This is a genomic window from Tepidanaerobacter syntrophicus (genome assembly GCF_001485475.2).
Classification (GTDB): domain Bacteria; phylum Bacillota; class Thermosediminibacteria; order Thermosediminibacterales; family Tepidanaerobacteraceae; genus Tepidanaerobacter; species Tepidanaerobacter syntrophicus.
In genome coordinates, this window is the sequence record NZ_DF977000.1 from 246,723 (window position 1) to 266,711 (window position 19,989).

Annotated in this window: 21 protein-coding genes; 3 read left to right on the top strand and 18 right to left on the bottom strand. The window is 38.9% G+C overall.

The features are described from left to right. Positions 1-57 precede the first annotated feature (57 nt). The 18 genes from dapA to dnaA all read right to left on the bottom strand — a co-directional run bounded on the left by dapA (position 58) and on the right by dnaA (position 18,925). On the bottom strand, positions 58-936 hold the full coding sequence (gene dapA, locus TSYNT_RS04240) for a 4-hydroxy-tetrahydrodipicolinate synthase (protein ID WP_059032047.1): 879 nt from the start codon (positions 934-936) through the stop codon (positions 58-60). Continuing rightward, entirely contained in the window at positions 893-2,110 is a 1,218-nt protein-coding gene (locus TSYNT_RS04245; RefSeq protein ID WP_059032049.1) for an NAD(P)/FAD-dependent oxidoreductase, read from the bottom strand. Before TSYNT_RS04245 ends, dapA begins: the two co-directional genes overlap by 44 nt. A gap of 380 nt (positions 2,111-2,490) precedes the next feature. Further along, positions 2,491-4,188 carry a sigma 54-interacting transcriptional regulator gene (locus tag TSYNT_RS04250; protein WP_059032051.1) on the bottom strand — a complete coding sequence of 566 codons (1,698 nt, stop codon included), beginning with the start codon at positions 4,186-4,188 and terminating at the stop codon, positions 2,491-2,493. A gap of 93 nt (positions 4,189-4,281) precedes the next feature. After that, positions 4,282-4,974 (bottom strand): zinc metallopeptidase, encoded by a 693-nt coding sequence (locus TSYNT_RS04255; protein WP_059032053.1) that lies wholly within the window; start codon positions 4,972-4,974, stop codon positions 4,282-4,284. 82 nt (positions 4,975-5,056) lie between these two features. Further along, entirely contained in the window at positions 5,057-5,869 is an 813-nt protein-coding gene (locus TSYNT_RS04260) for a PSP1 domain-containing protein (protein WP_059032055.1), read from the bottom strand. 1 nt (position 5,870) lies between these two features. Continuing rightward, positions 5,871-6,680: a DNA polymerase III subunit gene (locus TSYNT_RS04265; RefSeq protein ID WP_059032057.1), complete on the bottom strand. Its 810-nt coding sequence runs from the start codon at positions 6,678-6,680 to the stop codon at positions 5,871-5,873. A gap of 9 nt (positions 6,681-6,689) precedes the next feature. Next, on the bottom strand, positions 6,690-7,124 hold the full coding sequence (locus TSYNT_RS04270; protein WP_059032059.1) for a YaaR family protein: 435 nt from the start codon (positions 7,122-7,124) through the stop codon (positions 6,690-6,692). Next, positions 7,121-7,444 (bottom strand): cyclic-di-AMP receptor, encoded by a 324-nt coding sequence (locus TSYNT_RS04275; protein ID WP_059032061.1) that lies wholly within the window; start codon positions 7,442-7,444, stop codon positions 7,121-7,123. Before TSYNT_RS04275 ends, TSYNT_RS04270 begins: the two co-directional genes overlap by 4 nt. A gap of 25 nt (positions 7,445-7,469) precedes the next feature. Beyond that, positions 7,470-8,096 carry a dTMP kinase gene (gene tmk, locus TSYNT_RS04280; RefSeq protein WP_059032063.1) on the bottom strand — a complete coding sequence of 209 codons (627 nt, stop codon included), beginning with the start codon at positions 8,094-8,096 and terminating at the stop codon, positions 7,470-7,472. A gap of 190 nt (positions 8,097-8,286) precedes the next feature. Further along, a complete protein-coding gene (locus TSYNT_RS04285) occupies positions 8,287-9,735 on the bottom strand; it encodes an aminotransferase class I/II-fold pyridoxal phosphate-dependent enzyme (RefSeq protein ID WP_059032065.1) in 1,449 nt (482 codons plus the stop codon). Positions 9,736-9,748: 13 nt separating this feature from the next. Continuing rightward, entirely contained in the window at positions 9,749-12,172 is a 2,424-nt protein-coding gene (gene gyrA / locus TSYNT_RS04290; RefSeq protein WP_059032067.1) for a DNA gyrase subunit A, read from the bottom strand. 11 nt (positions 12,173-12,183) lie between these two features. Continuing rightward, a complete protein-coding gene (gene gyrB, locus TSYNT_RS04295) occupies positions 12,184-14,091 on the bottom strand; it encodes a DNA topoisomerase (ATP-hydrolyzing) subunit B (protein WP_059032069.1) in 1,908 nt (635 codons plus the stop codon). Positions 14,092-14,109: 18 nt separating this feature from the next. Continuing rightward, positions 14,110-14,376, bottom strand: a complete 267-nt coding sequence (gene remB, locus TSYNT_RS04300; protein ID WP_059032071.1) for an extracellular matrix regulator RemB — start codon at positions 14,374-14,376, stop codon at positions 14,110-14,112. Then, positions 14,361-14,849, bottom strand: coding sequence for a DciA family protein (locus tag TSYNT_RS04305; RefSeq protein ID WP_059032073.1), 489 nt, complete (start codon positions 14,847-14,849; stop codon positions 14,361-14,363). The genes remB and TSYNT_RS04305 overlap by 16 nt, the downstream gene beginning before the upstream one ends. After that, on the bottom strand, positions 14,836-15,948 hold the full coding sequence (gene recF, locus TSYNT_RS04310; protein ID WP_059032074.1) for a DNA replication/repair protein RecF: 1,113 nt from the start codon (positions 15,946-15,948) through the stop codon (positions 14,836-14,838). The genes TSYNT_RS04305 and recF overlap by 14 nt, the downstream gene beginning before the upstream one ends. A 4-nt stretch (positions 15,949-15,952) precedes the next feature. Beyond that, positions 15,953-16,174 carry an RNA-binding S4 domain-containing protein gene (locus tag TSYNT_RS04315; RefSeq protein WP_059032076.1) on the bottom strand — a complete coding sequence of 74 codons (222 nt, stop codon included), beginning with the start codon at positions 16,172-16,174 and terminating at the stop codon, positions 15,953-15,955. Beyond that, entirely contained in the window at positions 16,171-17,304 is a 1,134-nt protein-coding gene (gene dnaN, locus TSYNT_RS04320) for a DNA polymerase III subunit beta (RefSeq protein ID WP_059032078.1), read from the bottom strand. The genes TSYNT_RS04315 and dnaN overlap by 4 nt, the downstream gene beginning before the upstream one ends. A 253-nt stretch (positions 17,305-17,557) precedes the next feature. Beyond that, positions 17,558-18,925 (bottom strand): chromosomal replication initiator protein DnaA, encoded by a 1,368-nt coding sequence (gene dnaA / locus TSYNT_RS04325; RefSeq protein ID WP_059032079.1) that lies wholly within the window; start codon positions 18,923-18,925, stop codon positions 17,558-17,560. A gap of 250 nt (positions 18,926-19,175) precedes the next feature. Here dnaA and rpmH point away from each other — a divergent pair, with 250 nt between their 5' ends. The 3 genes from rpmH (at position 19,176) to yidD (ending at position 19,942) form a co-directional block, all read left to right on the top strand. Further along, the gene (rpmH, locus tag TSYNT_RS04330) at positions 19,176-19,310 is read left to right on the top strand and encodes a 50S ribosomal protein L34 (RefSeq protein ID WP_059032081.1); all 135 of its coding nucleotides are present in this window, start codon (positions 19,176-19,178) and stop codon (positions 19,308-19,310) included. A gap of 91 nt (positions 19,311-19,401) precedes the next feature. Then, a complete protein-coding gene (gene rnpA, locus TSYNT_RS04335; RefSeq protein WP_059032083.1) occupies positions 19,402-19,773 on the top strand; it encodes a ribonuclease P protein component in 372 nt (123 codons plus the stop codon). Then, complete coding sequence (gene yidD, locus TSYNT_RS04340; RefSeq protein ID WP_114272595.1) at positions 19,733-19,942, top strand: membrane protein insertion efficiency factor YidD; 210 nt, start codon at positions 19,733-19,735, stop codon at positions 19,940-19,942. The genes rnpA and yidD overlap by 41 nt, the downstream gene beginning before the upstream one ends. Positions 19,943-19,989 lie beyond the last annotated feature (47 nt).

A 19,989-nucleotide genomic window follows, 5' to 3' on the forward strand; every position in this document is an offset into this window, starting at 1 on the left:
ACACGTATTGCTTTATGCCCGAAACAAGTACTGCCACCTGCTAAAATTATGTGCTGTTTATTCAATTTTACCCAGCTTTTTCAGCTCACTTTTCAAAAGAGCAACCGTCTTTTCGTCAGCTTCGCACAAAGGAAGGCGCAGGCCTCCTACAGGTATGCCGATTAGGTTTAGTGCAGCTTTTACCGGTATAGGATTTGTAATGACAAAAAGAGCCTTAAACAAATCAAACAGCTTTAGATGAATTTCCTCTGCTTCTTTTGTCTTTCCTTCCTTAAAGCTTGTTATCATCTGCTTTATCTCACTACCTACCACATGGGATGCTACGCTTATAACGCCTTGGCCGCCCAGTGCCAGCATAGGCAGTGTCATGCTGTCATCTCCGCTGTAAATTTCAAGATTAGGTGCGAGCAGCCTGGTTTTGCTGGTCTTTTCCAGATTACCTACTGCATCTTTTACTGCAACTATATTTTTAATCTCTGCAAGACGCGCCAATGTTTCAGGCTCTATTGTGACTGCCGTTCGGCCCGGTATGTTGTAAGGCACAACAGGAATATCCACTGCATCGGCAATAGCTTTAAAATGTCTGTAAAGGCCTTCTTGTGTCGGCTTATTGTAATAAGGGGATACTACTAAAAGGCAATCTACTCCCACCTTCTCGGCTTCTTGCGAAAACTCCACGCTATGAATCGTAGAATTGCTGCCTGTGCCTGCCATAATCTTTGCTCTTTTACCGGCAATTTCTTTGCATGCTCTAAAAAGATCTAGTTTTTCTGCATCCGAAAGTGTAGGTGATTCCCCTGTAGTTCCTGCCACCAAAAGGGTGTCGCTTCCTGTTGCAATAAGATGCTCAATTAATTTTTCCAAAGCATTATAATCTATACTCAAATCCTTATCAAAAGGTGTGACCATTGCAGTTATGACTTGTCCAAAAATCATTTACATCGTCCTCCTTAAATCTTTCTATTGAAAGCTGCTTCATATCTATATCCATAGATGTCTTGCCCTCAGTGATAACATCACACATCAACCTTCCGGTAATTGCCGAAAGTGCTATCCCGTCTCCTTCATGTCCTGCCGCCATATAAAACCCTTTCAAATTCGGAACTGGTCCAAGGATAGGAAGGCCGTCAGGTGTATAAGGTCTAAGACCGGAAAAACTATGTATAATGCTGACGTCTTTTAAAGCAGGAACTAGATTTGACGCATGTTTTAATATCTCCCTGAGAGCAGCATGGGTGGTTCTTCTATCATAGCCCACAAATTCTCTTGTTCCGCCTATCAGCAGATTGCCATTTTCAGTTTGACCCAAGGAAAGCCCTATACCAAGTCGGGCGCTTTCGCCTTGACCCAGAAGCTCCGGATTAAACTTTGCCGTAATATATCTTGCACAGTTTATATCACCGTGAACTAATGGTGCTACAGCCTCACTTACTATTATTTGACCTCGTCTGGGCACTATCGGAACTTTTATTCCTACCATGTTTCCGATAAAGGGAGCATACACTCCGCAAGCATTGACTACCGTATGCGTTGCAATATCGCCTTTATCAGTTACAACGCCTTCTACTCTGCCGTCTTTAACCTTTATGTCTTTTACCTCGGTTGCAAGCATTGCTTTTGCGCCGTATCTTTTTGCGCTGCGGAAAAATCCAAGTGAAAGGTATATAGGGTTTACTTCACAATCCATCGCGCTGTAAGTTGAGCCTATTATATCTTTTGAAAAGGCCGGTTGTCTCTGCCTTGCTTCGTCTTTCCCGATTAAACTTACTGAAAGGCCATAGCTGTTTTGCCTTTCTACAAATTCTTTCATTATCTCCCATTGCTCTTCGGTATAAATTACAATCATGCCACCGGCATTTTTAAACTCTATATCTATATCCATATCTTTTTGCAAATCAGGAAAAAGTTTTACACTTTCAAGGGCCATCTTAAGATGAAGCCCCGGGTTTTTTGACTGTAAAAGCACTGCCTTGTCACATGCTCCTGATGTACCCGATGCCACATCATTTTTTTCTAGCAGTATGACAGATACACCTTTTTTTGCAAGATGATATGCTATAGAGCATCCAATAACACCGCCGCCAATCACTACTACATCTGCCTCGTGCATAAGCTTCCCCTTTCCAAATGTATCTTAAGCATATAAGATACCCTTGCCGTTATTTATATTCCATAAAATAATATATATGCAAATAATATGCCAACAAAACCCTTTGATATTTCAGGCTTTTTCAATTTATTTTTATAATTATTATAAGTTTTAATGAAGTCTCCTGCTAAAATCTTCGAAAAGTATCAACAAAATTGCGCCATTCTAAAATATAGAATATATATTCTAATTCTTAGAGATAATATCTTATTTTTAGAACCTACCTTTTATTTTCCTATCATTTTTTAAATCTTAGCTTGGAATTTGTTTTATTTACCTTCGTAAAGTGCAGCGGTTACAGCAATGTAAGATTAGGAAAATTTTCAAGTCTAGGTTAAAATTTAAGCCTCAATATTATATTTTTTTATTTTGTTATAAAGTGTGGCAAGGGAAATCTTTAAGGCTTTGGCGGCCTTTTGTTTGCCTTTTACGCTTGAGCCGTATTCTTCAAGAGCCTTTTTTATCATCCTGCACTCCATTTCTTCTATAGGCATTAGGCCATTTTTTTCGGGGTCCTTTCTCTTGATTTGATTAAAATACGGAAATAGTAAATCTTCAGTTATCCACTCTCCTTCCACCATTAAAATTGTCCTTTCAAAAATATTTCTAAGCTCTCTTACATTACCGGGCCACTGGTATGAAAGCAGTAGATCCTGGGCTTTATTTGTCAAGCCTTTGACATTTTTATAAAACTTGCGGTTAAATTCCTTTATATATGTTTCCGCAAGGGCTATAATATCTTCTTTTCTCTCCCGCAGAGGCGGTATATTTATGTTGATTACATTCAATCTAAAATAAAGGTCCTCTCGGAATCTTCCAACACGGATAAGTTCTAATAGATTCTGATTGGTGGCAGCTATAATGCGCACATCAATTTTTATGGGTTTTGTGCCGCCGACCCTCTCTATTTCCTGTTCTTGAATCACGCGTAAAAGTTTTGCCTGAAGCAGTGGGCTCATATCTCCTATCTCGTCGAGGAAAATGGTGCCACCGTTTGCAAGTTCAAATTTTCCAAGCTTAAGCTTGGCCGCACCGGTAAAGGCTCCGGCTTCGTGTCCGAAAAGTTCGCTCTCCAAAAGTTCTGCCGGAATTGCAGCACAGTTTATCTTTATCATCGGCTTTAGGCTCCGGGTACTTCCGCTGTGAAGGGCATTTGCAAAAAGTTCTTTTCCTGTGCCGCTTTCCCCTGTTATCAATACTGTAGAATCCTCTTTTGCAGCTTTTTTTGCCATGTTTATCACATCCTGCATCACGGAGCTTCTTGCGACAATATCATCAAAGGTGCCTTTCACTTCATTCATTTTCTTTATTTCGTCTTTAAGACCATCAATCATGCTAGAGGACTTTTTAAGTTCTTTTGTAAGCCGAATAACTTCACTTATATCTTGAAACACAACTACTGCCCCGGTCATCTCACCGTTTACTATCACAGGAGCCGCATTTGAGATTACCTGAGCATTAGATCCTACTGCCCTATTAGGCTTACCCATACAAGGCTTTCCCGTCCTGAGCACTTCTACCAGTGCCCCGTCCTGGGAAACATCAAATACATTGCAGCCTATACGCTCATTTGCCGGAATTCCGGTTATGCGGGTGTAACCCTCATTTACATATTGAATTATGCCGTTTTTGTCTACAAGTTGAATACCCTCTTGAGCTGAGTTTAGTATTATGGCAAGCTGTTCCTTTGTCTCCTTTATTTTTAAAAGTTCTTCCCTATCTTTTATTAATGTAAGCATAATATTGGCAGTCCTGCCATCTACTAAAGCGGTAGAATCAGGAATAAGCCGGCGGATATTAATAGCTGCATCCTTGTCTCCGGTTACTTCAAATATCACATCAAAGGTTTTGCTTCTCAGCATGCTCTCAGCACTTTCAAAACATTCGATGCCCTTTTTTATTGCAAGCTTCAAGCCAGGGGCCTCATGGTTTATATCAGCAATCCCCTCGATTTTTATGTTGTCAAAATCTGATAGTGTCTCTATAAGGGCAGAACCCCCTTTTCCTGCCCCCACTATTCCCACTGACAATTCCAGCATGTTTTTCACCTTATTCAAAAAAATTTTACAAATTAACTTCCATCTCTAAAATAAACAAAAACCCACTGTATTAAACAGTAGGGTTTGGTGAAATCATCTTCTGTCCCTGTTTCCACCGGCCAGAATTATAAGCCGTAAAAGCTGCATTATGGCTGTAAGCGTAGCCGCAACATAAGTTAGTGCCGCTGCACCGAGCACCGCTTTTACAGGACCTACTTCACTTCTGTCGATAAATCCTTCTCTTTCCAAAACTGCTACTGCTCTATTGCTAGCATTGTATTCTACCGGCAGTGTTACAAGTTGAAAAAGCACTGCTAGAGAAAATAGCAATATTCCCAGTGTAAGCAAGAAATCAGCTTGAAACAAGAGGCCTATGAAAAATAGCGGAATTGCCAGCTGTGAGCCAATGCCTGCTGCAGGAACAATGGCATTTCGAATCGCAAGAGGCGCATACCCCACATCATGCTGAATCGCATGTCCACATTCGTGTGCGGCAACTCCAATGGCTGCCAGAGAATGGCCATTATAGACATCTGTTGAAAGTTTTAACACCTTTTGTCGCGGATCATAATAGTCGGTAAGCCTGCCGCCCTGCACCTGAACACTTACATCATAAATTCCACTTCTTCTGAGTATCTCAGTGGCAACTTCAGCTCCTGTCATCCCGCATCTTGCCGGAACCCTCAAATACTTTTCAAAAGTAGTTGAAACCTTTGTCTGTGCATATATGGCAAGAAGCATGGCAGGTATAAGCAAAACCATCGTGTAATCCCAATAAAAAAACATAATATCCCTCCTTTGCAGGGAAACATCTTGTAAAAATTATTTAAAAACTTTATTAATACTATATATGCAGCGGCCTTCTTTGTCAAGAAATCACTTCTACTGCGTCCACTTCTTCCACAGGAAATTCCATGGCTTCTTTAGCATCATCCAGTTGCACTTTCACAGAGCCTTTTGTTTTATAGACACCTATTACCTTGCCTTCGCCGGCAGGTGTTATTACTTTGTCTCCCACATTAGGATACTTTATCAGGGTGTTTTCATAAGTCTCACTTTCAAATTTCAAGCAGCACATAAGCCTGCCGCACAGTCCTGAAATCTTAACCGGATTTAAAGAAAGATTCTGCTGTTTTGCCATCTTAATAGATACCGGGTCGAACTCGCCTAAAAACGTCGAACAGCAAATGCATCTGCCGCAAGGGCCAATACCACCCAGCATTTTAGCCTCATCTCTGACACCAATTTGTCTAAGTTCTATTCTCGTATGAAATACAGATGCAAGATCTTTTACCAACTCGCGAAAGTCTATGCGCCCGTCTGCCGTAAAATAGAAAATAAGTTTGCTTCTGTCAAAAGTATACTCCACATCTACAAGTTTCATATCAAGCCCATGCTTTTCTATCTTTTCAACAGCAATACGGCCAGCCTCCTGGGCTTTTTCTATATTTTCGCAAATTACAGCTATATCTTCATCAGTAGCCTTTCTCATTACATCCTTAAGAGGTGCTACTATGTTTTCTTCATCCACATCTTTAGGCCCTGAAACTACTTCTCCGTCTTCAACGCCTCGGCTTGTCTCTACTATAACCTTATCGCCTACAGTAAGATCGAGAGCCCCGGGATTGAAGTAGTATACTTTTCCGGCCTTCTTAAATCTAACACCTACTACTGTTACCAAATCAAAATCCCTCCTCAAGGCTCATCAATAAATTATAACAGATTAGATTTTTGTTGCCTTTGTATTTTGCGGCCTTCAATTGTTTTAGCACAGTCTCAATACCCATAATTATTGATTTTTCATAAGACATCAAGGCATATTTTTCAATCATTTGTCTTAAATCGTCATTTATAAGCACCGCATCAGCATCTGCCTTTATAATTAGCATATCTCTTAAAAACGAAATTATAAGTTCTAATATCTCGTCGATTTTTTCATCTATATCGGCAAGTTCTTTTGCCTTTAGAAAAATATTTATATCTTTCGGTTTTTCAATTACACTGCCCAAAATTTCGATAATCTTCTGCCTGTTTTCATCAGAAAGACGCATTGTATAATCGTTTTTTGAAAAATCTTCAACCCGGCATCTGGATATAACTGTGGGAATTAATTGTTTAAGATTATTTGTAAGCAAAATGATAACACTATCCGAAGTGGGCTCTTCTAATGTTTTAAGCAGAGCGTTTTGAGCTTCTCGGGTAATAGTATCCGCATTGTGAAAAATGTAAACTTTAGCTTTCCCCTCTATGGGTTTTTCTGCAATTTCCAGTATGGCCTTTCTTATTTGATCGATTTTAACTGAGACTCCATCGGGAAATATTTGAACAACGTCCGGATGTATGCCCTGCTCTATTTGTTTGCACGCACTGCAGGATAAGCATGGTGCAAAATCAGCGTTCTGGCAGTTTACCGCTTGGGCAAGATTTAAAGCATGCCGGGATGTTTCTTCTTCGCTGCCTAAAAAAATATAAGCATGGGATATGTTTTTCAATATACCACCTCAAACATATATATCGACAAGTAATCCGCATATTTCATCAACTAATGCGATTACTTTTAATGAGTCTTTATTTTCTGAAAGCAGTTCATCGGCCAGCTCCAACAGTTTTTGATTTATTATTTTTACAACTGAAAGAGCTTTTATTCTACCATTGCGGTCGCGAAAGCGTTCTTCTTTAAAACAAAGGCCGCCCGAAATGCACATATTTAAAAATTGGGCTATTCTGTCTTTAAATTCCTTAAGAGATGCCAGTGTCATGTTTTCGCAAACTGTGCGCCCTAATTTTGTTATAATATCCAGCTCAATTTCTGCCTGATTTTTTAACTGCGCTTTTGAGGCTTTACTAAGTTCCTCGTAAAAAATGGAGCTTTCGTGTTTTTTTGTTACTAAAAGTTCCCTCGGAAGTCCAAAATCTACAGGCAGATTTACTTTCATACCTTTACAAACCTTTCAACATCTAGAATAAATAAAGTTGCGCCTCCCACTGTTACCTCTACCGGATATGGAACATAAGCATCAGCAGGACCTGCAGGCAGTGGTGTGACTATTTTTTTTCTGGGCTTGCAGGTTTTTTCTATTATGCCAAGAAGCTCCTCGACTCTTTCATCTTCAACACCAATCATTAGCGTAGTGTTGCCGCTTCTTAAAAAACCACCGGTACTGGCAAGTCTCGTCAGGCCGAATTTTTTTCGACTCAACGCTTCCATTAGTCGGCCAGCGTCATTGTCCTGGATTACAGCCATTATAAGTTTCATTTATATCGCTCCTTCGAGATACTGCCTAATTTGTCTTTATTATACCTGATTTTTCAATCTCGAACAATAGATTTTCAAATACTTCTTCCGGTTTTGCCGATGCGTCAACTATTTTTACCCTTTTAGGATACATATCCTGCACCTTCAAAAATCCTTCTCTTACCTTTTTATGGAATTCAAGGCTTTCGCTTTCAAGCCTGTCTTTCTTAGACTGCATACGCAGAAATGCCTGTTGTGGGTCTATGTCGAGAATTATAGTTAAATCCGGCCATGTATCTTTTAAAAACCAGCTGTTGATATTTGCAATTTCTGTTATTCCAAGCCCCCTTGCCCATCCCTGATAAGCAAGGCTGGAATCTACAAATCTGTCGCATATAACAATAAAACCCTCTTGTAATGCAGGTTCAATTACCTTTTTTACAAGCTGTGCCCGAGATGCGGCATATATAAGAGCTTCAGCCTCCGGCACAGGACTTTCCCCTTCTGTTGAAAGCAAAACCTCTCTAAGCCTTTCTCCAAGGAGAGTGCCTCCGGGTTCCCGGGTTGTCAGCACCTTATAGCCTATTGTTTTTAAATGCTCACTCAGTTTTTTTACTTGGGTGCTCTTCCCTGCTCCGTCAGGACCTTCAATTGTTATAAATTTACCTTTCATAAAATTCCCCTCTTACCCATTTACGTAAACTACCCGGCATTGAAATAACGAGCTTCGTAATTCTAGGCCGCAAGATTTAGCCCGCCTGACCTATCATTACTGCCCCTACCTGTCGCTCTTTATATATAGGTTTAAGATACTTCGCCGCTTTTTATTCCCCATTGAAATAGGGGGATTCCCGGCGGGTTTCCTAAAAGTCAGTTACTACCTGGATAAATTTTTCAGATGTCACTCCTTGGCAGTATCCCCCGGAATTTAAAATTTCATTTATCATTTCTATATGTTCTTTTTCAATGATTTCCCCCGGCATAACCAGCGGCGCCCCCGGCGGGTACGGAACCAGGGGCCTTTTAGACACAGAGCCTGCAGAGTCCTTGAACGGCACGCTTTTTGCCGGAAGCTTGAAGGCTTTTTTCGGCTCTAATGCAACTTTCGGAAGGTCTTTTATCCAAAAACAAGGCTTCACCTTATTTTTCAAAGGCTTAAAATGCGAAAGGACTGCTAACAATCCCTTTATATCTTCTAAAGTATTGGAAAATGTTATTAAGAAATAAACATTACATAAATCCGCATATTCCGCATATATAGAAAAATCTTCTCTGAGAGCTTTTTCGATATCATATCCCGTATAACCTGCGCAGGATACATTTACCATAAGGTGCAGAGGATCTTGACTGCTTATCCCGTACTTGCCTAAGATTTCTTGGCCCGGTGCATAAAATACCGTGGAATTGTTGATTTCGTATCTTGCTTTTTGGGCAAGCTCTACAGCTTTTTCTATATACGAATTTCCATTTTCTTCTATAAGCTCCCTCGTCCCATCAAGAGACGCCATTAAAATATACGAAGGGCTGGATGTTGTTACAATATGCAAAAAATCTTCCAGCCTCTCCTTATCTATTCGATTCCCTTTTATGTGAAGCCAGGCGCTTTGGGTAAGGGATGTCAGCATCTTGTGGGGGCTTTGCACCCATGCATCTGCAAATTTGCCGGCACTTTGAGGAACTTTTTTGCTAAATCCGAAGTGGGGACCTTGGGCCTCGTCTGCAAGAAGCGTTGTGCCTCTTTCCTTTGCGATTTCTGCAACCCTTGCAATATCAGGGCAAAATCCTTGATATACAGGATTTGTAACAAGGATCGCCTTGATATCAGGATTTTCTATAAGCTTATTTGTTATGGCGCATGGCTCAACCTGAGCATATACTCCTAGTTCTTCACATCTTTCCGGCATTATATAAGCAGCAGATGCTCCGGTTAAAATCAGCCCGGAAAGCACAGATTTATGGCTTGTCCTGGGAATTAAGATTTTGTCTTTTTCGCTAAGCGCTCCCGCCATCATGGAGATTATCCCTGAAGTTGCACCATTTACAAGAAAATAGGAGGTATCTGCCCCATAAAGAGCGCTAAGTTTTTCCTGGGCTTCTTTTATAGGGCCTTCCGGCTGGGCAAAATCATCCAGTCCCGGTATTTCTGTTACATCCCAGCCAAATAAATTCTCCTTAATGTCACAAAATACTCCTTTGGGACATCTTCCCTTATGGCCTGGCATGTGAAACCTTAAGGAATCCTTTTTTTCATATTCTTTTAAAGCTTGTATAAGAGGCGTTTTACTAAATTTATTTATTTCCTGCTTCTCCAAGTCCTCATATCCTTTAATCTTCGCTTACCACTGCAAGAGATGCTACAATATCATCATTTTCCAGTTTTATAAGAGTAACGCCCATGGTGTTTCGGCTCATCTTGGATATGTCTGAAGCCAAAATCCGTATCATTATACCGGAATTCGTACACAGCATTATTTCATCGGTTTCTTTAATAACACGTAAACCCACAAGGTGGCCGGTTTTCTCGGTGATTTTCTGGATAATGACACCTTTCCCGCCTCTTGCCTGACGTCTGAATTCTTTCTCATTAATGCGTTTACCAAAACCTTTTTCGGTAACAACTAGTACATCATGACCCTCTATAACAATATCCATAGATACAACCTTGTCCTTACCTTGAAGGCTTATACCCTTTACGCCTTGAGCAGTCCGACCTGTGGCGCTTACGTCATCTACTGAAAATCGTATGCTTTTTCCGTTGTAGGTGCCTAAAATAAGTTCTTCGTTTTTATCTACAAGGCGCACGCCTATAAGCGAATCATCATCTCTTAAAGTTATAGCTATCAGCCCAACGTTTCGGGATGTATCATACTCTGAAAGCAGAGTCTTTTTTACAATGCCGTTTTTGGTGGCGAAAATCAAATATTTTGCATCGCTAAAATCTTTTATGGGAATCATGGCATTGACTCTCTCGTCAGGCTTAAGTGGCAAGATATTCACTATAGCAGTGCCTTTTGCGGTACGGCCGGATTCCGGAATTTCATATGCTTTAAGCCTGTATACATTACCCTTGTCTGTAAAGAATAATACAACATGGTGTGTGGTGCAGACAAATATATTTTCTACAAAATCTTCTTCTCTTGTGGTAATTCCCGTTATGCCCCGTCCGCCTCGTCGCTGACTGCGATAAGTAGAAAGGGGCAGGCGTTTTACATATCCAAAATGAGTAGAGGTTATAACTATGTCTTCTTCGGCAATTAAATCTTCAATATCTAAATCTCCCTCATCGTGGGTTATGTGAGTTCTTCGCTCATCGCCGTATTTTTCCTTTATTTGCATCAGCTCATCTTTTATAATCGAAAGAACCATTTGTTCATCTGCAAGTATCTTTTTGTAATGCTCAATTTTTATCAGCAGATCATTGTATTCCTCGTCAATTTTATCTCTTTCAAGAGCCGTAAGACGCTTTAGCCTCATATCAAGTATGACCTGGGCTTGTTTTTCGGTAAGCCCGAATCTGGAAATTAGGGCTTTCATTGCCTCTGCATCATCTTTTGAACCTCTAATAATCGGAATTATTTCATCTATATTATCAAGAGCTATCTTTAATCCTTCTAAGATGTGGGTTCTTTCCTCGGCTCTATTTAAATCGAATCTGGTTCTTCTGACTATTACTTCTTTCTGGTGTTCCAGGTAATAGTAAATCATCTCCCGAAGATTTAGCACTCTGGGTTTGTTATCAACTAAAGCCAGCATTATAGCTCCAAAAGTGCTTTGCATCTGAGTATGCTTATAAAGCTGGTTTAAGATGACATTGGGATTTGCGTCCCGTTTAAGGTCCATTACAACTCTAATACCGTTTCGGTCGCTTTCATCTCTTAAATCTGATATACCTTCAATCTTCTTATCTCTTACAAGTTCTGCGATTTTTTCAACCATCCGCGCCTTATTCACCATATAAGGTATTTCAGTTACTACAATTCGGTGTCTGGTTGCGTCCATCGCTTCAATCGTGGCTTTTGCCCGCATTATAACAGAACCTCTGCCGGTGGTGTACATATCCCTTATGCCGCTGTAGCCCTTTATAATGCCTCCTGTCGGAAAATCCGGCCCTTTAATTACTTCCATAAGTTCTTCCACTGTAACATCCGGATTATCAATCATCATGATAACTCCGTCAATTACCTCGCTAAGGTTATGGGGAGGTATATTTGTAGCCATTCCCACTGCGATTCCTGAGGAACCGTTTACTAAAAGATTGGGAAATCTGGCCGGCAATACACTAGGTTCTTTTAAAGATTCGTCATAATTAGGAACAAAATCAACTGTATCTTTATTTATATCAGAAAGCATCTCTAATGCAAGCCTTGTCATTCTGGCTTCAGTGTACCTCATAGCGGCAGGTGGGTCTCCGTCTATGGAGCCAAAGTTTCCGTGACCATCTACCAGTAAATATCTGGTAGAAAAATCCTGAGCAAGACGCACCATTGCATCGTATATTGCGGCATCACCGTGGGGGTGATAGTTACCCATAACTTCTCCCACTATTGTTGCGGATTTTCTGTGGGGCTTATCCGGAGTAAGAGAGAGCTGACTCATGGCATATAAAATTCTGCGATGAATCGGTTTTAAGCCATCTCTTACATCAGGCAAAGCCCGGCCTACGATGACGCTCATAGAATAATCGATATAAGATTTTTTCATTTCTTCTTCAATTTTAACCGGAACAACTTTTCCTGTTTTTTCAGCCATTTAGCTCCCTCCTATATATCAAGATTCTGAACTTCTGCAGCATGTTCGAATATAAACTGTCGCCTAGGTTCTACCCTGTCGCCCATAAGAATTGTGAATATTTCATCAGCCTCTACCGCATCTTCCAGTGTCACCTTTAATATTGTGCGCTTTTCTGGATTCATAGTGGTATCCCAAAGCTGTTCCGCTGTCATTTCGCCAAGACCTTTAAATCGCTTGATTTCTGCTCTTCCCCTTGCATCTCCAAGACTTTCAAGTATTTTGGAAAGCTCATAGTCGTCAAAGGCATAATAATCCTTTTTGCCAAGCACCACTCTGTAAAGAGGGGGCTGAGCAATATATACTTTGCCCTCTTCTATTAGAGGCTGCATATATCTGTAAAAGAATGTAAGCAGTAATGTGCGAATATGAGCACCGTCCACATCTGCATCTGCCATCAAGATTACTTTATGATAGCGCAGTTTTTCTATATCAAACTCATCGCCGATGCCGGTACCCAAAGCTGTAATCATAGCACGAATTTCTTCGTTGTTTAATATTTTATCAAGCCTGGCCTTTTCTACATTTAAAATCTTTCCTCGAAGAGGAAGTATTGCCTGAGTATTAGGATCTCGCCCCTGCTTTGCCGAGCCGCCGGCTGAATCTCCTTCTACAATGTACAATTCACAAAGCCTCGGGTCTCTTTCCCTGCAGTCTGCAAGTTTTCCGGGCAGGGCAGTATGTTCTAAGGCGCTTTTTCGCCGCGTAAGCTCTCTTGCCTTTCTGGCTGCCTCTCGCGCTCTTGCAGCGCCTAGAGCTTTTTCAGCTATAATTTTTGCTATAGATGGGTTTTCCTCTAAAAATCGAGACATGCCTTCCCCTACTATAGAATCAACAAGGCTGCGCACTTCACTATTACCTAGCTTTGTCTTTGTCTGACCTTCAAACTGAGGATTTGGAAGTTTTACGCTAATTACTGCCGTAAGACCCTCTCTTACATCTTCACCGGAAAGGTTCGCATCCTGCTCTTTTAGCATATTTGTTTTTCTCATATAGTCGTTCATTGTGCGGGTTAAAGCGGTACGAAAGCCGATAAGATGGGTACCGCCTTCTTGGGTGTTTATATTATTTGCAAAGCTTAACACGGTTTCGATATAAGAATTGTTATACTGAAGCGCAACTTCTACTTCAATATCATCACGAACAGCCCTCATATATATCGGCTCTTCGTGAAGCACTTCTTTTGTCCTGTTCAGGTATTTAACAAAAGATACAATACCGCCTTCGTAGTGAAAAACATTGGTTTTGCCTGTGCGTTCATCTATTAATTCGATTTTGATTCCCCGAGTCAAGAACGCCTGCTCTCTTAAACGCTGTGTTAGTATGTCATAGGAAAAATTGATTTCTTCGAAAATCTCATCATCCGGCATAAATGTTATCTTAGTGCCTGTTTTGTCGGTATCGCCTTTTCTTATAACATCTGTGACAGCTTTACCTCGTTCATATCTTTGATAAAATATGCCGCCATCTCTTTTTACTTCGACCTCCATCCATGAAGAAAGGGCATTTACCACTGAAACGCCCACACCATGAAGACCTCCTGATACCTTGTAGCCGCTGTTGTGAAACTTTCCGCCGGCATGCAGCATTGTAAGCGCTACCTCCATGGCGGATTTTCCAACTTTTGGCTGAATTTTGACAGGAATTCCTCTGCCGTCATCTTCCACTGTAACTGAATTGTCTTGATGTATTATAACGGTTATATTTTGGCAGTATCCTGCCAGCGCTTCATCTATGCTGTTGTCTACCACTTCATACACCAGATGGTGCAGACCGCGGCTGTCGGTAGACCCTATATACATACCCGGTCTTAGCCTTACATGTTCTATACCTTCCAATACTTCTATTTTATTTTCATCATATTCGTTTTTTTTATCCAAACTTACAACCTCCAACACCTACTTGAGATTCTTTATAAAATCCGCCCTTTTCGAAAGCGTAGTGGCGGAAATAGGTGAAAATAGTACTTTATTGTCCATAATAACTGCAGTTTTTTTGCTGTCTGCTTCATTGCAGAACAAATCCTTGTTTTCTCTGACAAATCCTTCTTCTTTTGCGATTTGCAAAAATGAAGATGTATCTTTGGCACAAAGCGCACTTTTATCAAGAATCATTATAACATCCTTTGTTAAAACTACTTCATCGCCGCCTATGTGGATAAACAATGTTTCTCCTCCTTTTTCAGCTTATTTTCTGCATCTTTTATCATAAGTTTTGTAAAAGCATTTCTTAATTCATTATCGCAAATAGTTTTACTTACCTCGTCTATTGTTTCTAAAATATCTTTTGGAATTAAGACGGTATTCTTATTACCGCTTTGTTTTAAATCTTCATCAATTCTTTCCGAATTTTTTATATCTCTTATTAAAAACTTAATATCTTTTAAGAGCGGATAAGGCAAACTTGCGTTAATTTTATTGATAAGCTCAAGTTTTAACAGATAAAGCTGGTGCATCCATACAGAGTTTTCAACACCTACAAAAAGTATGTCATTTTGTATATATAAAGGCCTGGAGACGGCCGAAATTTTCTTTCCCACAATACCGCCGTAGGAGGCGATTATATGAGCTTGTAAAACTTTCTTGTCTATATGGGATTTTTTGAGCAAGCCAATTAATATATTTTCAATTTTTTCCATCTTGCTCACCTATCCTACCATTGTTTATTAAATAAAGTGATGCCTTTTTCAGGATATTGTCAGGTATAAATTTTAGATCTGTTGTTGTTATAAATACCTGACTTTTTTCATCGTCTAGTATAAGCTTTCTGTGCCCTTCATCAAGTTCAGACATCACATCATCTAAAAGTAATATGGGAAATTCGCCTTTTTCAGTACTAAGCAGGCTTCTTTGGGCAAATTTTAAGCACAAGGTTATAAGTCTTTGTTGTCCTTGAGATGCAAAATACTTAGCATCCCTGCCATTTATAAGAAATTCTATATCATCCCTATGGGGTCCTAAAGATGTAAAGCTTCTCCCTATGTCCTTTTTTCTGTTTTCTATAAGTTTCTTACTGTAATCTTTTTTAATTAAAGAAAGATTAGTGAAGTCTATTTCGCTTTTGTATTTTATATCAAGGTGGCTTTCAGGGGGGCTGAAGCTTTTAAAGTAATCTTTGGCCTTTTGTGATATCTTTGAAAGCATACTTATTCTTTCGCTTATAACCCTAAAACCAAACTCTATAAGTTGGTTGTCCCATGGATCTAATGTTTTTATAAGTTCAGGTTTTACCTTTATACTTTTAAGCAACATATTTCTCTCGGCCAGCACCCGCTGATAGTCCTGTAGATATTTATAAAACGTAGGCCTAAATTGACAGACTATATTATCTATGAATCTGCGCCTAAGTCCCGGCTCCCCTTTTATCAAATCCACATCATCCGGCGAAAAATATACCGCACTTATATCAGGGCAAAGATCTGACCGCTTGTTTTTCTTGTTTTCTCCTTCTTTAACCTCTTTTTTTCTATCCCGATAAAAAGTTACTTGTCTTGTAATAGGCCCGGTATTCGTTTTAAATTCACCTTTTATAAAAGCTAGTGGCCTTTCGTATTTTATAAGTTCAGATTCCTTAAAAGCTCTTGCCGCTCTTAATTCCGATATAAAGTATATAGCCTCCAGCAAATTCGTCTTCCCTTGAGCGTTATCACCATAAAAGATATTGATTCCATTGTTAAATTTTGTATTCAGCTCGGAAAAGTTTCGAAAATCATATAACCTTAAATTATAAAGATACACGTCATTACCTCCGGCACACCTGCAGCTTTAAGCCGTCAACCTCTATTATATCAGAAACTTTAAGTTTTCGTGAGCGGTGGGTTTCAATTTGTCCGTTTACTTTCACCCTGCCTTCGTTTATCACAAGTTTCGCTTCGCCGCCGGTTGAGAAAACTCCCGCCCATTTTAAAAATTTATCAAGCTCTATTGTGTCGGTATTAATAAAAACCTCTTTTTCCTTCGTCATAATTTCTCACCCTTTAATCTCACAGGTAAAATAAAGTTCTTATGATGTTCATTTTCTACCGGTGTAATTATACAAGGACCTGCTTCATCAGAAAACTCTAATCTTATCTCAGGCTCTGATATAGATTTTAAAGCATCAAGGAAAAATCCGGCATTAAAGGCTATAAGCATTTCCTGTCCCTTTGTGCTGCAAGCAACCTTTTCTGAAATACGGCCTGACTCAGCTTCTGCTTGAACCTCAATTATCCCCTCTGCTATATTAAATTTTATTAAGTTTCCGGCACTGCTTTCTCTTGCAATAATGCCGGCTTTTTCCACTGCAAGACGAAGTTTATTTGCATCAACCTTTACAACTAATTTCGGTTCAATATTCATAATCATCTTATAGTCTATAAAATCTCCATCAAGTACTCTAGATGTAATCACAAAGTTTTCTGTTGCAAATTCTACACTGCCTGCACTATAGCAAAATTCAAAAGAAGATTCATCTTCGTCTTTAAAAATCCTTGAAATTTCAAGGAGTGTATAACCCGGAACTATCACTTTAAAATCCTCTGCCAAATCATCAAGTTCAACATAACTCCATGCTATTCTAAAACCATCTAAGGCTACCATATTCAAAATATTATCTTTACAATCTACAAGAACACCTGTAAGTTGGGGCCTTGAGGAAAATTCATCAGCTCTTGCATATATTGTTTTTCGTATCATGTCTTTAAAAATACCTTGTTTTAATTTAATGGTTTTAAGGGAGTTTTTTTTGGAAATTTCAGGAAAATCCATTACATTAAAGCAAGGCAGTACCATATTAAAACCGCTAGACTTTATATTAGCGCTATTTTCATTACAGTCAAATTCTATTATATCCTCATCTATTCTGCGAATAATATTTGATAAAATCTTAGATTCTATTACAGTGTTTCCTTTTTCCTTCACCAAAAGACCGGTATCTTCGCCGTAAATTTTGTATTCTATACCCATTTCAAGATTTGTAGCCGTAAGAAATAAACTATCTTCCGTTGCTAAAAATTTTATTCCTGCAAGGGTTGGCATAGGTGTTTTTGAAGGCACAAACTTTTCTACTATAGAGATTGCTGAAACAAGCTCATTTTTATTAATTATAAATTTCATTTAAACCTCCAAAAAATCTTTATATATATAAATATACTAAAACTAATAATATATATATAAAAATAGTAGTAATAGTAGTAGGGGCTGTGGATATGTGGATAAATTATGTTAATAAGTGCTGTCCTTGAATTTTTGCTGTGGATAACCTGTTGACAATGGGTATAACTTTATCCACAGTATCAACAGCAACCCTTAATAACTTAAAATTATCCACATACCATCAACAACTTGTCCCGAACCTTTCCACAGCTTATCAACTGTATAATATTTTCTTTTTTATACTTTCAATTGCATTTAATAATTGTATATCTTGCTGCATGTCAGATGTTATTTTATCTCTTGCGTGTATTACTGTTGTGTGGTCCCTGCCTCCAAATTCTTCTCCGATTTTTGGAAGGGAAAGGTCTGTAAGCTCGCAGCACAAATACATAGCTACCTGCCTTGCAAAAGCTAAATCCTTAGTTCTTTTCTTTGATTTAAAATCTTCAGGGTTTATGGAAAAATAATTCCCAACCTCTTTTACGATTTGCACCGATGTAACCTGCTTCGGCTTTCCGTTGGGAATTAAATCTTTAAGCACTTGTTCTGCAAGCTGCATGTCTATAGGACAATTAGTAAGAGATGAATAAGCTACTACTCGTATCAGCGCCCCCTCGAGCTCACGAATATTTGTTTCGATTTTTGTGGCTATAAAGTTTATTACATCATCCGGAACTATAAGGTTTTCCATCATAGCCTTTTTTTGTAAAATTGCAATACGCGTTTCAAAATCCGGCGGCTGAATATCAGTTATAAGCCCCCACTCAAATCTTGATCTTAGACGTTCTTCAAGAGTAGGGATTTCTTTTGGGGGGCGGTCACTGGATATCACAAGCTGCTTATTAGCGTCATGTAAAGCATTAAATGTGTGGAAGAACTCTTCTTGTGTTCTTTCTTTTCCGGCAATAAATTGAATATCGTCGATTAAAAGCACATCGATTGTCCTATACTTATTCCTAAATTCTACATTTTTGTCATCGCGGATAGAATTTATCAATTCATTTGTAAATTTTTCCGATGAAAGATAGACGACTTTGCAGTTAGGATCCCGCTGAAGTATATAATGACCGATAGCGTGCATTAGATGAGTCTTACCAAGACCCACTCCTCCGTATATAAAGAAAGGGTTATAAGCCTTTGCCGGTGACTCCGCCACTGCTTGAGAGGCAGCGTGGGCGAAACGATTGCTGTTACCTACTACAAAAGTATCAAATGTGTATTTTTGGTTAAGGGAAGGCGTTAAATCGTCTGAAAAAGCTTTAACTTCTGATGTATCATCAGATATAGGCAGGTTTTCCTGCACAAGTTCCGAATCAAAACCTGTAGGATTTATTCTTACTTCTACACTGGTATTTTGTTTTAAAACTGAGTTGAAAATATCTTTTATAAGGTTTAAATAACGCCTTTCTATAACAGACTTTATAAAATCATTCGGTACTTCTATAACAGCCCGCCCGTCGTCTAGCGTCGCAAGCCTTGAAGGCTTTAAGACCGTATTAAAAGACATATCGTTATTTAGTTCATTGCTCAAGATTTTCAAGATGTGTTGCCATAATTGCAAAGGGTCTACTTGACCAGACATAAAAAAACCTCCTCGAAAAGCGAAGAAAATAATTAATAAATTTAAAAGAGACCAATTTAATAATATCAAAATTAGCTCTCTCATTCAATAAACGAAAAATATAAACCCTGATAGCAATTTCAGGGCAGAATTTCTTGACAGACAATTATATTATAAGTTATAATCGTGATAACTAAAAGTAGCTGTGCAAGAATAATTTTTATGGTTTTTATAATAATTAATATTTACATAAAATATCGGAGGTGGACAGATGAAACGGACATATCAGCCCAATCGCAGATACAGGAAAAAGACTCATGGGTTTAGAGCACGCATGCTTAAAAAGAGCGGTCGCAATGTTATTAAAAGAAGAAGATTAAAGGGCAGGAAGGCACTTACCGCCTAAGTAAAGAAAAAGTTTCAGCGGCCTATTTTAAGGTCGCTCGATCTTAAATATTTGAAAATATAATATTTTCTATTTGGAGGATTTTAATTTTTTGAAAAAAGCCTTAAGATTGACGAAAAATTTAGAATTCATTAATGTGTATAAATCGGGAAGGCGAATAAGCAGCCCATTTTTTGTCATGTACATTAAAAAAAACGATTTAGGTTATTCCCGATTAGGGGTTTCAGTGTCTAAAAAAGTTGGGAAAAGTGTGGTAAGAAATAAAATAAAACGACAAATTAAAGAAATTATAAGGAAAAATTACGACTTTATAAACAGCGGCTGGGATATAGTGTTTTCAGTAAAACCTGCTGCGGTGCAACTTAACTACGCCCAGATAGAAAAGGAGATTATAAGTCTATTAAAAAGAGGTCGTATATACAATGATAAAAAAGCTTTTAATTTGGTCAATATTGTTTTATAAAAAGTTTATTTCTCCTTTAAAACCCAGAACCTGCAGATTTTATCCCACTTGTTCTGATTATGCTATTCTTGCTATTGAAAAATACGGAGTAGTCGTAGGTGGCTTTAAAGCAATAAAGAGAATTTTAAGGTGCCACCCTTTCAACCCGGGCGGGTACGACCCCGTTTAAATATAAATTACAAACTCAACAACTGCCAAAAGATTTACTAAAAAACA